Here is a 15,192-nt window from a genome sequence, read left to right on the forward strand (position 1 = left end):
TTCGCGGGCATTTCGCACGTCCGGAACTATATTGCCCGGCCCCAACTTCCTGCTTATCCGAAGCATCGCACGGAGGAGCGGTTCCTTCGGCAGCTTCGTGAAGCCCAGGAGCGGATCGTGGCCGATATTCCCCGTCCTTCGTCCGCCGCTTCGGCGGTGGCAGCCCTCGCCCTTCTCACAGCCCTCGACGTCTGGACGGCCCGCACGGAGTCCGTTGTCCCGGCCTCGCCCGTCGCCATCGCATCGGAGGTTCTGATCGCCCCGGCTTCCATCGCCGACGGCATGGCCTCCTTCAGCCTCGTCTCCACCGCCATCGCTGCTCCGGCCATCATTCCGGCGCCTGCGCCGCAGGAACCGCTTCCGGTCGCTGCGCCGGCTCCTGCCCCAACCCGCATGGAAACCCCGGCCGAAACGCCCTATGTCGCTGCGCCTGCCGTTCCCGAGGACCCCAAGGCAGCCGCCAAGAGGAAGCGCGAGGAGGAGAGGGCCGCCGCGAAGCAGAAGGCCGAAGAGGAGAGGGCGGCGGCCAAGAAGAAGGCGGAGGAGGAAAGGGCCGAGGCGCGGCGCCAGGCCCAGGAGTTCCAGAGGATGTCGCCGAAGGAGCGCGCGGCCCGTCTGGAGGCCAAGGCCGAGGAGGATTTCTTCCGCTGCCGGACCCCGATGGAGACCGTGCCCTATACCGGTGCCCGCATCCCCTCCGGGGAATACCGCAAGGCCACGACGGCGAACCCCTTCTGCGTCCTGTCGCGTGCCGCGCCTGTCGAGCGCGTCGCGGACGAGGCCCTGATCGCCGCCGAGCGCGAATGGCTCGATGCCTGGCGCGCCAATCCGACGGGGAAGCATCCGAAGGAGCCGGTGGTCCACTGGATTCCGGACGGACTGACGGGAGGGATGCAGCGCGCGTGGATCCGGCTGCAGGCCATGGATCAGCGTCCGGCTGGATGGGATGCGACCGTCGCCGAGGCGAAGGCCAAGCTCGCTGCGGGGGATAGGGAAGGCGCCGTCCGCACAGCCTCGTCCTACATCAACAGCGCGGGGAAATACTGCATCCACGATCCGGGGCTCAAGGCCGACTGCTCTCCCCTGAAGTCGGTTCCGAAGGCGTGGCTTTCGGAATACACCCCCGGCCCGGTCGCCTTGTTCGAGCGCGGCGGCGGGGACTGCCGGGACTATTCGGTGGCCCGCTGGCTCATGTGGAAGCTCATCGGCATTCCGGACGAGGACAATGCCATCATGGAAGGCGGACACGGACGGGGCCAGCACGACAACATCGTCCATGTCTGGTCGGTGGTCCGCGTCGATGGCCGCGTCCTCGCGGCGGACTATCCGACAACCTACCTGGATCGCGCCCTGGTGCCGCTCCGCAAGGCGGATTGGCTTTCGGGAATCGGCGCATGGGACACGGCCACCGATCAGGGCTATGCCGGCTAATCCGGTTGAGCGGAAAGTCGTAACGGTTGATCCAGGCCGAGCGCCTGGAAGCCGAGGCCCGCGCCGAGCAGGAGCGTGAAGTGGCCAGGGGCCGTAAGCGCGAGCTGCTCACCGCCGATTTCGACGTAATGATCCGCCGGGTGATCGCCAAGGTGGACAGCACGGTCCAAAGCGTCCACTCCACCTCCACCAGCCTGCACGCCGCCGCCGAGCAGACCTCGCGCCAGAGCGCCGCCGTCGCCGCCGCCGCCGAGGAGGCCACCGCCAACATCCAGACGGTCGCCTCGGCGGCCGAGGAACTGGGCGCCTCGACCCACGAGATCAGCCGCCGGGTCCAGGACACCACCCGCATCACCCAGGAAGCGGTGGATGGGGTGCAGACCGCCGATTCCACGGTGGAAGGCCTGTCGTCCGCCGCCCAGAAGATCGGCGAGATCGTCAGCCTGATCAACGACATCGCCGCCCAGACCAACCTGCTGGCCTTGAACGCCACCATCGAGGCGGCCCGCGCCGGCGAGGCGGGCAAGGGCTTTGCCGTGGTCGCCAACGAGGTCAAGCACCTGGCCACCCAGACCGCCAAGGCCACCAGCGAGATCGCCGAACAGATCGGCGGCATCCAGGCCACCACCCAAAGCGCCGTCACCGCCATCAAGACGGTGGGCGCCGCCATCTCACGGGTGGACGAGGTGGTGTCCTCCATCGCCGCCGCGGTGGAAGAACAGAACGCCGCCACCCAGGAGATCGTGCGCAACGTCCAGGAAGCCGCCAACGGCAATCACGAGGTGACCAGCAACATCTCGGAAGTGTCGTCCGCCGCCCATCTGACCGGCGAGATGGCGTCGAACATGTACAAGGTGGCCGAAGTGCTGGAGGAATCCGGCACCAGCCTGGGCAAGCACGTGGAGACCTTCCTCTCCAGCGTCAAGGCGGTGTAGATCGGCAAAGATCGGCCATGGTATCAAGTCGGCTCCATTGCCAGCGAGACACCATGGCCAAACGCCCCCTGGACGGCATCTGCGTCCTCGACGCCGCCACCTTCATCGCCGCGCCCTACGCCGCCGCCATCCTGGGCGAGTTCGGCGCCGAGGTGATCAAGGTCGAGCAGCCCGAAGGCGGCGACACCTTCCGCCGCTTCGGCTCCATCACGGAACGCGACGGCGATTCGCTGATGTGGCTGTCGGAAGCGCGCAACAAGGATTCCGTCACCCTGGACCTGCGCAAGCCCGAGGGCCGCGCGCTGTTCCTGAAGCTGGCGGCCAAGGCCGACGTCATCGCCGAGAATTTCCGCCCCGGCACTTTGGAAAAGTGGGGCCTGGGCTGGGAGGAACTGCACAAGGCCAATCCCGGCCTGATCCTTCTACGCATCTCGGGCTACGGCCAGACCGGCCCCTATAAGGACCGGCCCGGCTTCGCCCGCATCGCCCACGCCTTCGGCGGCCTGTCCTATCTGGCCGGCATGCCGGGCGACGTGCCGGTAACGCCGGGCTCCACCTCGCTGGCCGATTACATGAGCGGCCTTTACGGCGCCATCGGGGTGCTGCTGGCGCTGCGTCACCGCGACGCCACCGGCGAGGGCCAGGTCATCGACCTCGCCCTCTATGAATCCGTCTTTAGGGCGCTGGACGAGATCGCGCCGGCCTACGCCATGTTCGGCAAGGTGCGCGAGCGCGAAGGCGCCGGCACGGTCAACGCCTGCCCCCACGGCCACTTCCGCTGCGGCGACGGCAAGTGGGTGGCGCTGGCCTGCACCACCGACCGCATGTTCGCCCGCCTGTGCGAGGCCATGGAACGCCCGGAACTGGCCGATGCCGCCAAGTGGGGATTGCTGCGCCACCGCCTGGCCGAACGCGCCGACGTGGACGCCCTGGTCGGCCACTGGACCGCCACCCGCCCGCGCCAGACGGTGATGGAGCTGTGCCTGGAATTCGAAGTTCCGGCCGCACCCTTGAACACCATCGCCGACATCTTCGAGGACCCGCAATTCCAGGCGCGCGGCAATCTTCAGAACGTGGCCGATGCCGTCCTGGGCGGCGTGGTGGTGCCCGGCGTGGTGCCCAAGCTGTCGGCCACGCCCGGCCGCATCGAAACCCTCGGCCCCCGCCTGGGCGAGGGCAACGGGCGGGTCTATGGTGGGCTGCTGGGGCTGAGCGAGGCTGAAATCGCCGCGCTGAAGGCCAAGGGCGTTATCTGAACGCCGCATGAACCGGCGGTTCAGCTCCGGTTGGGGTGGGGTGGGGCACACTGTCTTCAGTTGAATGCCTCACCAACCGGAGACACCGCCATGTTGACCAAGACCGCCCTGATCGCCGCCGCCATCGCCACTCTCGCCCTGGGCTCGGCCGCCCAGGCCAAGGACAAGCCGGCCGGCGATGCCCTGCCCCCCGCCGTGATCCTCAACCAGATGGTGGCCGACGGCCATGACCTGCGGGCCCTCGACCGCGAGAAGGACCGTTATCTCGCCACCGTGCGGGCGCCGTCCGGCCAGTTGGCCACCTTCGCGGTGAACGCCCGGACCGGCGAGTTGCTGCCCGAATCCGCCCATCTCGACGGCGCCTCCACGCCGGAAGTCGGCGCCGACGCGGTCAAGGCCATGCTGGCCGCCGCCGAGCAGGGCCACTGGAACCTGTCGGAACTGGAATGGAAGAAGGACGGCTACGTGGTCGAAGCCCGCGACGACAGCGGCGCCAAGGCCCACTTCCAGGTGGATCCGGCCACCGGAACGGTGACCAAGGCCAGCCATCGCTAGAGCCTGATGCTATTAGGTCGAATCGCATGGCGATCCGACCTAATAGCTGAATCAGCCTCTAATCAATAAGTTAGAGGGCGATTCAGACATTAGATCGGCGCGAGGGCGCGCCGATCTAATGTCATCGCGCTCTAAGCCGGAACGGAAAAGCCGGGACCCGCACGGGCCCCGGCGCTTCGCATTATTCCGTCCGCCCCACCACCTGCATCCTGACCGGAACGGCGCCCTGGTAGCTCATGTGAAGCCGCCGGGCCGCCGCCCGCGACAGGTCGATGGAGCGGCCCGCCACATAGGGGCCGCGATCGGTGACCATGACGATCACCGACTTTTTCTTCTTGTCCTGCCGGGACACCTCGACCAGCGTGCCGAAGGGCAGCGTCGGATGGGCGGCGGTCAAAGCCTTGGGGTCGAATTTTTCGCCACTGGCGGTGCGGTTGCCCTTGAAGCCGGGGCCGTACCAGGACGCGATGCCATAGCTTTCGCCTCCCAGACCCGCGGATCCAGCCATCTCAGCCGAGGCCGGAAGAGACGCGGCCGACACCACAATTGCGGCCAGCGCCGCGATCTTGAGCGTCTTCATCGTTTCAATCCTGCATCCTGCCTGCATTGACGTGCGGGGCATTCTGCCCAGGCTTTCCTAACGATCCGTGAACAGCTACCAGAATAAGAATGATTTGTAAACAAATATTGAATGCCCGTTAACAATTCAGTCGGCGAAGCCGACGACCTGCAGCGAAACCGCGCCCGTTCCCTCGCCCACCAGTCCCAGCTTGCGCGCCGCCGCCTCGGAGACGTCGAGAATGCGCCCGCCGCCCGGCCCGCGATCATTGATGCGCACCACCACGCTCCGGCCCCGATCCGGGCGGGAAACCTCGACCAATGTACCCATGGGCAGGGTGGGATGCGCCGCCGTCAGGTCGGAAGGATCAAACCGCTCGCCACTGGCAGTCCTACGCCCGCGGTATTTGGCACCATACCAAGACGCAATGCCGTATTCCCTCACGTCATCACGGGAATATGCGAGATCAGCAGCAATACATGTTGAATCACCAACAAAAACTGCAAGGATCGTAATTAAGAATATACATATCATACAATGCCTTGCCATTGTGAATTCCCTCATACACGCCATCATGCATAGCCACATTCATATCAAGGCCTCGAACTCTACACCGTGAGACTCATCACAGTTCGGAACAGGAAAAAAGCGGTAAGCCCTTGCCCAATACCCCCCGGATGGGGCATGTTTCCTCTCTTTCCCACTGTTTTCGGGCGGATCGAAATCGTCATGGCCGAGCGCGTTTACCTCTACGACACCACGCTGCGCGACGGCGCGCAGACCCAGGGAGTGGATTTCTCCGCCGCCGACAAGGTGCGGATCGCGCGCGAGCTGGACCGAATCGGCATCGACTACGTGGAAGGCGGCTGGCCGGGGGCCAATCCCACCGACGACGCCTTCTTCGCCGACCCGCCCGCCTTCAAGCGTTCGCGGCTGACCGCCTTTGGCATGACGCGCCGCGCCGGCCGTTCCGCCGACAACGATCCGGGGCTGAACGCCCTGCTGGTCACCCCGGCCCGCGTCACCACCATGGTGGGCAAGAGCTGGGACTTCCAGGTCACCGTGGCGCTGGGCATCGAGCTGGACGAGAACCTGCGGATGATCTCGGATTCGGTGCTGCATGCCCGTACCAAGGTCGATGAGGTGATGTTCGACGCCGAGCATTTCTTCGACGGCTACAAGGCCAACCCGGCCTATGCCCTGTCGGCGGTCAAGGCCGCCTACGAGGCCGGGGCCCGCTGGATGGTGCTGTGCGACACCAATGGCGGCACCCTGCCCCACGAGATGCACCGCATCGTCGGCGAGGTCATCGCCGCCGGCATCCCGGGCAGCCATCTGGGTGTTCACTGCCACAATGATTCCGATACCGCCGTGGCCAATTCCCTGGCCGCCGTCGAGGCCGGGGTGCGCCAGATCCAGGGCACGCTCAACGGCCTGGGCGAGCGTTGCGGCAACGCCAACCTGATCTCCATCATCCCGGCCCTGATGCTGAAGATGGGCTTCGACACCGGCATCGCGCCCGAAGACCTGAAGAACCTGGTCTCGGTGTCGCGCGCGCTGGACGAGGTGCTGGACCGCACGCCCAATCGCGGCCAGCCCTATGTGGGCAAGTCGGCCTTCGCCCACAAGGGTGGCCTGCACGTCTCCGCCGTGGCCAAGGACCCCAAGTGCTACGAGCACGTGGACCCGTCGGCGGTGGGCAACATGCGCCACATCGTCATGTCCGATCAGGCGGGCCGCTCCAATCTGGTGGCGCGCCTGGGCGAGATCGGCGTCGATCTCGATCAGGTCAAGCGCGAAAGCCTGGTCCGGGTGGTCGAGCAGATGCAGGTCACCTTCGACGCCCGCGAGGCCACCGATCTGGTGGACCTGGTCAAGCGCCTGGAGCACGAGGGCTACGCCTACGACCAGGCCGCCGCCAGCTTCGAGCTGCTGGTGCGCCGCGCCTTGGGCGAGGTGCCGGAATACTTCCAGCTGGACCGCTACCGCGTCATCGACGAGCGCCGCCGCAACGCGGTGGGCGAGTGGATCACGCTCTCGGAAGCCACCGTCAAGGTCGAGGTGGGCGGCACCGAATACATGGAAGTGGGCGAAGGCACCGGCCCGGTCCACGCCTTCGACGTGGCGCTGAGAAAGGTGCTGACCCGGGTCTATCCGGCGCTCACCGCGCTGGAGCTCAAGGACTACCGGGTGCGCATCACCGAAAGCACCGTGGGCACCGCCGCCAAGACCCGCGTCACCATCGAAAGCGAGGACGACAAGGGCCATCGCTGGACCACGGTGGGCGTGCACACCAACGTGCTGGAAGCCTCGCTGGAAGCCTTGCAGGATTCCATCACCTTCATGCTGTTCCGCTTCAAAGACGAGTGATGAGCGAGACCACGCCCCGCGGCCCGGCCATCATCCTGGTGCGGCCGCAACTGGCCGAGAACATGGGCACCGCGGCGCGGGCCATGCTCAATTGCGGCCTCACCGACCTGCGCATCGTCAGCCCTCGGGCCAACCCGCTGGACGACCGCGCCATCGCCGCCGCCTCGGGGGCCGACAAGGTGCTGCTGTCGGCGCGGGTGGTCGAGCACACCAAGGATGCGGTGGCGGACCTCAACCGGGTCTGGGCCACCACGGGCCGCGACCGCTACATGACCAAGCCGGTGTACACCCCGCGCGAGGCCGCCGGCCACATGCGCAATCTGGATTCGGAAGGGTTGCGCACCGGCGTGCTGTTCGGCCCCGAGCGGACCGGGCTGGAGAACGACGACGTCGCCCTGGCCGACACGGTGCTGACCGTGCCGCTCAACCCCGATTACTGCTCGCTCAACCTGGCCCAGGCCGTGCTGCTGATCGGCTACGAGTGGTTTCAGGCCGGCGTGTCCGGGTCACTGCCCGCCATGACCAAGGGATGGCGCGATTCCGGCCCGGCACCCAAGGAGAAGCTGGTCCACTTCTTCGAGCATCTGGAGCGCGAACTGGACGAGTGCGGCTTCCTGCGCATTGCCGACAAGCGCCCGGTGATGGTGCGCAACATCCGCAACATGTTCCAGCGCGCCAACCTCACCGGCCAGGAAATCCAGACCCTGCACGGCATCGTTCATGAACTGGTGACCTACCGCCACAAGAAGGGCAAAGCAGAATCGTCCTAGATTTCGGTTTTCCACATCAGACAAAATCCATATGTGGATCACCGCAATTGTCCCGCCGTCGGGCATTTGACTATTAGTCCCCCTAATAACGAAAAATATTCGTCTATCAGGGGGCACTCATGCTGCAACGCATCAGGTTCGGCGTTCGTCTATTCATACTTTTGATTATTGCCATATCGTTACTGGCGGCAGTCGGTGCCGCCGGCATGCTGGGCGGCAAGTGCGTCGCCGGCGGCCTGGAGGCCGTTTATGGCGAGCGGGTGGTGCCCATGGGCCAGCTGGCCCGCGTGCTGGATACCGTCCACCGCATCCAGGGCGCCGTCGCCACCGTGATGCAGAGCGAAAGCCGCCTGACGCTCGAGCGCATGGCCAAGGACATCGAGGCCATGGATGCCGAGGTGGACACGCTGTGGAAGGCCTATGGCTCGGGCAGTCAAGACTTCCAGACGGCCTTCCAGGCCTACCGCGCCTCCTACCGCCAGACCCTGAAGCTGTTCGGCGACGGCGATGCCTTCGGCGCCCGCGAGACCATGGCCGAGGAGACCACCGGCCGCTACAACGAGGCCACCGCCGTCCTGCGCGCCCTGATGGACAAGGAGATCGGGCTGGCCAAGGACGAATTCCTGTCGGCCATGGGCACCTATCAATCCACCAGCACCGCCTCGGCCTGGGTGATCGCCCTGGGCGTGCTGGCCCTGGGCGGCCTCACCCTGGCGGTGACCCGCTCCATCACCGTGCCGGTGCGTGATGCCATCGCCACCATGGGACGGCTGGCCGGGGGCGATACGGGGGTGGAGGTGACCGGCACCGACCGCCCGGACGAGATCGGCGACATCGCCCGCGCCGTCCAGACCTTCAAGGACCACGCCATCGAGGTGGAGGCCTTGCGCCGCGCCCAGCTGGAGGCCGAGCGCAATTCCAGCGAGGAGCGCCGCCTGGCCCGTATCCGCATGGCCGACGAGTTCGACGCCGGCGTGCGCGGCATGGTGGACTTCGTCACCACCGCCTCGGCCCGCATGGAAGAGGCGGCCCGCGCCCTGCAGGGCATGACCCAATCGGCGGGCAGCGACGCCGCCTCGGTGGGACGGGCGGCCCAAACCGCCTCGTCCAACGTGGATTCGGTGGCCGCCGCCGCCGAGCAGCTGACCGCCTCCATCGCCGAAATCAGCCGCCAGGTGGGCGAATCCACGTCCATCTCGCGCGAAGCGGTGAGCGAATCCGAGCGCAGCAACCGCATCATGTCGGGCCTGTCCCATGCGGCGGGCCGCATCGGCGACGTGGTGCGCATGATCAACGCCATCGCGGCGCAAACCAACCTGCTGGCGCTTAACGCCACCATCGAGGCGGCCCGCGCCGGCGAGGCGGGCAAGGGCTTCGCCGTGGTGGCGGGCGAGGTCAAGGGACTGGCCAGCCAGACCGCCAAGGCCACCGAGGAAATCTCGGAACAGATCGCCGCCATCCAGGCCGAGACCAACAAGGCGGTCGACGCCATCGCCCATGTGAGCGAGGTCATCGAGCGCATGAGCCGTATCGGTGACGCCATCGCCCAGGCGGTGGGCCAACAGGCCGAAGCCGGCCGCGAGATCGCCCAGAGCGCCGAACAGGCGGCACGCGGCACCACCGACGTCACCCGCAGCCTGGGCGACGCGGTGACGGCGGTGTCGGCGGCCGGAACCTCGTCGTCGGAGGTGCTGGAAACCGCGCGCCAGCTTTCGGAGGGCGCCGCCGGTCTCAGCCGCGCGGTGGAAGGCTTCGTCGCCAAGATTCGGGCTTGAAAAAGCGCTGCCGATCCGTATAGTGCGCCCCTTCTCCTCCCGAGAAAGCGGGTGGCCGGCCGTTTGGCGCGCCCACCCCTCCCCGCCTCCCAAGGCGGACCAGGACTATCGGGACAACCCAATAGGCTGATCAATTCGGCCAAAAGGAAGACCATGAGCAAGCGTATTGAAGCCAAGTACAAGATCAATCGCCGCCTGGGCGCCAATCTGTGGGGCCGCTCCAAGTCCCCGCTGAACCGCGGCAAGGAGAACCCTCCCGGCCAGCACGGCCAGCGCCGCAAGAAGCCGTCCGATTTCGGCACCCAGCTGATGGCCAAGCAGAAGCTCAAGGGCTACTACGGCAACATCAGCGAGAAGCAGTTCCGCCGTCTGTATGACGAGGCCGTGCGCCGCCGTGGCGACACCTCCGAGAACCTGATCGGCCTGCTGGAGTGCCGCCTGGACGCGGTGGTCTACCGCCTGAAGTTCGCCCCCACCCCGTTCGCCGCCCGCCAGTTGGTCAACCACTGCCACATCCTGGTCAACGGCAAGCGCGTCAACATCCCGTCGTACCGCGTCAACGAAGGCGACGTCATCTCGGTGAAGACCAAGTCCAAGGACATGGCCCTGATCCTCGAGGCCGCCCAGTCCGGCGAGCGCGACGTCCCCGACTATCTGGAAGTCGACCACAAGGAGATGAAGGGCAAGTTCGTCCGCGTCCCCAAGCTGGGCGATGTCCCCTACGCCGTGCAGATGGAACCGAACCTGGTCGTCGAATTCTATCTCGCGCTAACACGCATTACCAAATTCTGCGGTAACGCAGGGTTTGGAACGTGATAAAGAAGCTGTCTGGCACATGGGGCTGGGCAGCTTTTTTGTGTGCGGGGTTACAAAATGGGACGTTCAGCAGAGGTGCTACTTGTTGAGGATGACGATAGCTATACACGACTTGTGTTATTTATTTTTGAACTGATGGAATATAGCTGCACGATAGATACGGCAGCTAACGGGGTAGAAGCAATAAGCAAGCTTGGAGAGCGCTTTAGCAGCGGAGAAAATTTCTATGATATAGTGATTACAGACATAAATATGGCATTTATTGACGGAATTGAGCTAACGAAGTACATAAAATCATTTTACTCAAATATGAATATTCCAGTTGTTATTATGTCATCGCATGACGAATTTGAGGTTTGTGCGCAGGTACAAAGTGCTGGCGCTGATCGCTTTATACAAAAACCCCCATGCATTGACGAGCTATTAAAATCACTTTCAAGCGCAATATTTGACTTTGTTGTCTTAAAAAATAACGAGATTAATTTGGCGCAGAATGAGTGAACGACAAGCATAATAATACAATAAATTTTCCGGCAACTATTACGACAACAAGACGCTATACTAACACGTAGCTAACAGGCACTTTTGAAGGTGCGGCTATGGAAGTTGGACAGCGTGAAATTGAACTGCGTGGCGGTCGGATTGTGCTGTACACGCTGGCGAGCGACAAACGGGGCATTTGGCAGGCGCGGTTTAGGCTTGGCACGGAACGCACGCTGGTGCGGCGCAGCACGAAAACGACGGACTTGGCGGAGGCGAAGCGGACGGCGGAGGAGCTGTACGAGGAGCTGCGGTACAAGCAACGCAACAATCACCCGTTAAAAGATCAAACATTCAAACAACTTGCGGACGATTACGTGCGGAAGGCACAGCGGGAGACGCTGGAAGGACGCTTGAGCAAGGGACGGCTGGTGCTGGTTGAGGGCACGCTAAAACGCTATTTGCTCCCATTTTTCGGCAAAAAACCGATCAACAACATAACGACGGCGGACTTTAACGATTACGACGACTGGCGGTTGGACTATTGGACGAAGGGCTACGGTGCGGACAGGAAGGTAGCAACAGCGGCGACAACGCCTTCGGCGAAAACGCTGGTGATGGAACAGAGCATGTTGCGGCAGATTTTGAAGCACGGGCTGGAACAAGGGTCTTTGAAGCAACTGGCGTTTATGAAGGCGAAACGGGCAAAAACGAACAGGCGCGGCGCTTTTGACGTGAAGGAATACAGGCTGCTGATATGGACGGCACGGCAGCGCACGCGATCTGCGGAGCATCCACGCGTTAAACGGGACAGGCAGCTTTTGGAACTTTACGTGCGGCTGCTGGTTGGGACGGGAATGCGGGTTGGCGAGGCGCGTGGGCTGACTTGGCGCGACGTTGAATTGATACACACGGGCAACGGCAAGCAAACGGAAACGCTGCGGCTTTGGGTGGATGGGAAGACGGGCAAGCGGGCGGTGATTGGGACACGGGCGGCGAAGAACACATTGAAGAAGCTGCTGGCGCATTATGGTTGGAAGGACTTGGACGAGGCGCGGGCAAAGGGAAACGGGCTATTTACGAACAGCAGCGGCGAGGACATACACACGTTTGAGGTGGGTTTCAAAAATTTGATGGCGGCGGCCAACTTGGACACGGACAGGCACGGCAACGCGAGAACGCTTTACAGCCTGAGACACACCTACGCGACGTTTAGGCTGCTGTACGGGGGCACGGACGTTTACTTGCTGGCGCGGAACATGGGGACGAGCGTGCTGATGATTGAACAGCATTATGGGCATGTAAGCACGACGCTGGCGGCTGACAAGCTGATCTGAAAACGGGCGACGAACATACTTGCTGTATGTTGGTGGGACAAATCGGGGCGGATTGCGGCGACGGCCAGGTCAGAATTTTGGAAAAATCGGTGATCACGCTGCATAAATAGTGGCATGAAGGCGCGAGAGATTATTGACGCTGACGCTTGGCTGGCGAGGAAAAAGGAACGCAGGGGCGAGACGATAAGCGACGAGAGACGGCAATTGATGGCAATGATTTACAGCGATGCGACGCTGGAACGGGAACAGGTAGAGCTGGAACGGGCGAAACTTGAATTGGGGCAGATAAAGGCTGAGATAATAAAAATTAGGGCCGAAGCTGTTAAAAATCTGTCTTCGGCAAATACAGATGCAGTAAATGTTACTAAACTACAATAATATAATCCGAAACAACCCCATTAAAACTGGCTAAATTGCTGGACTTTTTGGGGCTTGCTTGGAAATAACATTTTCTACAGTTTGTAATATATATTACATTACTTTACCAATATCTCCACTCTGTTCAATTCCACATCAGTATCCAAAACCACAAAATCCTCAAATCTCTCTTCCACTCAAATCGTAATTTCAATTTCTATATCCAAGCACAGCTTGGTTATTTCAGTCTCCTTGTTATTAATCCCTGAAATCCTCCGCATCTATCAACGGCCATAACTACCGACTTGGCTATTGGATAGCTATAGAGAGACGAATACTGAGTGCGAGTGAATTGTTTTTCGTCATCGTCGCTTGCGACACTCTTTGAATGCTGCAACCTGAACTTAAGCATGTAGGTTGCCATATTATGTAAATTTTCATCGTGCGTTTTGTCTTTATGAAGGTCCGTAAAGTCTACTTGATGGCTGCCATTGTAGTATTTTCGCATTTCGCGCTCTATGTCGTATTTTGGATTTTGAAACGACGGAATATACATAACTGCATGAAAATGAAGGAGAAAACATGCAGTTTTAGCGTCCTTGTCGTATCCGAGCGCCGATAGCGTATTTACTTTTTTGCCAGATAATTCTTCATCTCCTGCGATTGCATCAATCTCAAATGCCCCAATAAATCGTATATTGTCATGAGCACAATCCTGTATCTTGTCAAATAAATTGTCCATATCCTTCCGCAGCTTTTTAATAAGATTGCTGTTTATATCGTTGGGGTTGTAATGGACAGAATGCAATATCGTAAGCAATCGCAACTTGTCAGCGCCTACACTCCCAAACTTATCAATCACATATTTTGCAAATAATTCTTGTTTCTTATGTCGGCACATCGGACAGAATGGCTGATTGCATTTTTGGCTTGCGGAGCAATTCATAATTCGCAAAGCAAGCGCGGTAGCCTTTTTGTCAGAAAAGTCTCGGCACAAACTTTCAACAACATACTTCCGTTGCCTTATCTTACTGTCTGCGCGATCACCGATTTTATTCTCGTATCTGTATTTCTGCTCAAATGCAGATTTGTCGGCAACTTTATCTAAAGTGACTTTCTCGCCCATTGCGGCAGCCTACTTTGAATAATTGACGGTAAGAAAAATTGCATATAGCGCAAGCGCGTTAATATCCACTCGCTTTCCATCAAATCCATATTCCACTAAAATTCCTTGTTTCATTTTTCACTCTCCCAAAATATATGCGCTACTTCCGCAGCGGTATTTATGATCTTTGGCATAAATAATATTGGTAATTCAAAAATATATTTGGAGGAATTATGAACGCATTACAAAACGCATATATAATCTTAAAAACCAACAACTTAACCGAAGGTCAATACGACTTTAGCAGAAAGTGGCTTGGACGTGATCGGAGCTATTATGGCAGCATGAAAGCGCGGCAACGGCAAGCGGGGCTGCGGACGATGCTGACATTGGCTGGAAATTTGACGAAGGCATTGGTCAGGGCGAAAGCGGAACAGCGCGGCAAAGACGCGGCGGTGCTGGAGAAACTGAGTGGGCGAATTTGGGACAGCGTGATGGTGGGACGGTGCTGATTTGCGTCCACGTCCAGCATGTTGTCGTGTAACACGACACTTCCCTGGCGCTGAACGACATGGGGGCGAACATACATGCTGTATGTTGGGGCGCGATCCGCAAAACGCATTGCACGTCCCTACTCCCACTTTGATCCACGCAAAACGTCGGAAACGCCCACAGCAGCAGCAAAGCAACTTGGGGAGCTACCTACACACAGCGCAGTTGAAACTGCGCTGTGTGACGACGAGCGGAGCTTGGCGGTTGAAATAGTATAAACCGAGCGCCGAAAATCTGATCAGGTTTAGTACAACTACATTATATGAAAATACGCTACATAGGACAACGATTACAGCAACTTACAGATATATCGGTCACTGATAGCACAACACAGACATTACTGTATTGCAAGCGAACAGCTTGGAGTACACAACATGACTGCATTTGCGAAATTGAAACTGACCACTGCGACGCGCAAGACGGAAAATTTGAGCGCGGAACAGTATGCGCGGCAACGGGTGCTTGGAAACTTGGCGGAACAGCTTGGCTTGGTTAAGGCCATGCTGGACGGCACGGCGTTTACGGTGAAGCAGACGCGATACAAGACGGACGAGAACGGCGAGCGCGTTGGATACGAGCGCAGTAAGCGGCTGCGGCAATGGTTTTGGCAGGACACTGACGGTAACTGGCTGCTGGAATTGCGCTATGGTAATCGGGCTTTGAAACTGAGCGGCGAGAACACTGCGGTGGTGGCTGGCACGAAGGAGCAGCTTGCGAGCGTTATTGAAACGCTGATGGAAGCTGTGACGGTGGGCGAGCTGGACAAGGCCCTGGCGGCTGCAAAGAAGGATCGCTTGGTCATGCTGCGGAAAGGCTGAAAGCGCAAAGGTGGTAGATTGCGGCGATACTTTTGGGGTATAACAGGCATGGTGCTTACCGCTTTCTATGGCGCAA

At 60.7% G+C, this 15,192-nt stretch carries 16 protein-coding genes; 13 read left to right on the forward strand and 3 right to left on the reverse strand.

Annotation, left to right across the window (positions count from 1 at the left end; translation table 11 throughout):
* The first annotated feature begins 117 nt into the window (after positions 1 to 117).
* The 4 genes from WV31_RS19500 (at position 118) to WV31_RS19515 (ending at position 4,177) form a co-directional block, all read left to right on the forward strand.
* Positions 118 to 1,431, forward strand: a complete 1,314-nt coding sequence (locus tag WV31_RS19500; RefSeq protein ID WP_085375098.1) for a hypothetical protein — start codon at positions 118 to 120, stop codon at positions 1,429 to 1,431.
* Positions 1,432 to 1,457: 26 nt separating this feature from the next.
* Positions 1,458 to 2,366 carry a methyl-accepting chemotaxis protein gene (locus WV31_RS19505; RefSeq protein ID WP_237051387.1) on the forward strand — a complete coding sequence of 303 codons (909 nt, stop codon included), beginning with the start codon at positions 1,458 to 1,460 and terminating at the stop codon, positions 2,364 to 2,366.
* A gap of 53 nt (positions 2,367 to 2,419) precedes the next feature.
* Positions 2,420 to 3,622 (forward strand): CaiB/BaiF CoA transferase family protein, encoded by a 1,203-nt coding sequence (locus WV31_RS19510; RefSeq protein ID WP_085375099.1) that lies wholly within the window; start codon positions 2,420 to 2,422, stop codon positions 3,620 to 3,622.
* Between the two features lie 90 nt (positions 3,623 to 3,712).
* Positions 3,713 to 4,177 carry a PepSY domain-containing protein gene (locus tag WV31_RS19515; RefSeq protein ID WP_085375100.1) on the forward strand — a complete coding sequence of 155 codons (465 nt, stop codon included), beginning with the start codon at positions 3,713 to 3,715 and terminating at the stop codon, positions 4,175 to 4,177.
* A gap of 181 nt (positions 4,178 to 4,358) precedes the next feature.
* Here WV31_RS19515 and WV31_RS19520 read toward each other — a convergent pair whose 3' ends face one another.
* Together WV31_RS19520 and WV31_RS19525 are read right to left on the reverse strand one after the other, a co-directional pair.
* The gene (locus WV31_RS19520) at positions 4,359 to 4,757 is read right to left on the reverse strand and encodes a septal ring lytic transglycosylase RlpA family protein (RefSeq protein ID WP_168186006.1); all 399 of its coding nucleotides are present in this window, start codon (positions 4,755 to 4,757) and stop codon (positions 4,359 to 4,361) included.
* A 126-nt stretch (positions 4,758 to 4,883) separates the two neighbouring features.
* Positions 4,884 to 5,324 (reverse strand): septal ring lytic transglycosylase RlpA family protein, encoded by a 441-nt coding sequence (locus WV31_RS19525; protein WP_335645101.1) that lies wholly within the window; start codon positions 5,322 to 5,324, stop codon positions 4,884 to 4,886.
* Between the two features lie 141 nt (positions 5,325 to 5,465).
* Between WV31_RS19525 and cimA the strand changes: the two genes are divergently transcribed.
* The 7 genes from cimA (at position 5,466) to WV31_RS19560 (ending at position 12,662) form a co-directional block, all read left to right on the forward strand.
* Complete coding sequence (gene cimA / locus WV31_RS19530) at positions 5,466 to 7,106, forward strand: citramalate synthase (RefSeq protein ID WP_085375691.1); 1,641 nt, start codon at positions 5,466 to 5,468, stop codon at positions 7,104 to 7,106.
* Positions 7,106 to 7,876: an RNA methyltransferase gene (locus tag WV31_RS19535; protein WP_085375101.1), complete on the forward strand. Its 771-nt coding sequence runs from the start codon at positions 7,106 to 7,108 to the stop codon at positions 7,874 to 7,876. The genes cimA and WV31_RS19535 overlap by 1 nt, the downstream gene beginning before the upstream one ends.
* A gap of 119 nt (positions 7,877 to 7,995) precedes the next feature.
* Positions 7,996 to 9,651: a methyl-accepting chemotaxis protein gene (locus WV31_RS19540; protein ID WP_085375102.1), complete on the forward strand. Its 1,656-nt coding sequence runs from the start codon at positions 7,996 to 7,998 to the stop codon at positions 9,649 to 9,651.
* Between the two features lie 153 nt (positions 9,652 to 9,804).
* Positions 9,805 to 10,467, forward strand: a complete 663-nt coding sequence (gene rpsD, locus WV31_RS19545; protein WP_085375103.1) for a 30S ribosomal protein S4 — start codon at positions 9,805 to 9,807, stop codon at positions 10,465 to 10,467.
* 57 nt (positions 10,468 to 10,524) lie between these two features.
* Positions 10,525 to 10,968 carry a response regulator gene (locus tag WV31_RS19550; protein WP_085375104.1) on the forward strand — a complete coding sequence of 148 codons (444 nt, stop codon included), beginning with the start codon at positions 10,525 to 10,527 and terminating at the stop codon, positions 10,966 to 10,968.
* A 98-nt stretch (positions 10,969 to 11,066) separates the two neighbouring features.
* A complete protein-coding gene (locus WV31_RS19555) occupies positions 11,067 to 12,284 on the forward strand; it encodes a tyrosine-type recombinase/integrase (RefSeq protein WP_085375105.1) in 1,218 nt (405 codons plus the stop codon).
* 114 nt (positions 12,285 to 12,398) lie between these two features.
* Positions 12,399 to 12,662, forward strand: a complete 264-nt coding sequence (locus WV31_RS19560; RefSeq protein WP_041633487.1) for a hypothetical protein — start codon at positions 12,399 to 12,401, stop codon at positions 12,660 to 12,662.
* Positions 12,663 to 12,879: 217 nt separating this feature from the next.
* Here the strand turns inward: WV31_RS19560 and WV31_RS21830 are convergent, their stop codons facing one another.
* Positions 12,880 to 13,767, reverse strand: a complete 888-nt coding sequence (locus WV31_RS21830; RefSeq protein WP_145980921.1) for a hypothetical protein — start codon at positions 13,765 to 13,767, stop codon at positions 12,880 to 12,882.
* A 212-nt stretch (positions 13,768 to 13,979) separates the two neighbouring features.
* Between WV31_RS21830 and WV31_RS19565 the strand changes: the two genes are divergently transcribed.
* Positions 13,980 to 14,258, forward strand: coding sequence for a DUF6626 family protein (locus WV31_RS19565; protein ID WP_085375106.1), 279 nt, complete (start codon positions 13,980 to 13,982; stop codon positions 14,256 to 14,258).
* Between the two features lie 414 nt (positions 14,259 to 14,672).
* A complete protein-coding gene (locus WV31_RS19570; protein WP_085375107.1) occupies positions 14,673 to 15,116 on the forward strand; it encodes a hypothetical protein in 444 nt (147 codons plus the stop codon).
* Positions 15,117 to 15,192: the final 76 nt, after the last annotated feature.

The sequence above is a fragment of the Magnetospirillum sp. ME-1 genome, assembly GCF_002105535.1.
Taxonomy (GTDB): Bacteria; Pseudomonadota; Alphaproteobacteria; order Rhodospirillales; family Magnetospirillaceae; genus Phaeospirillum.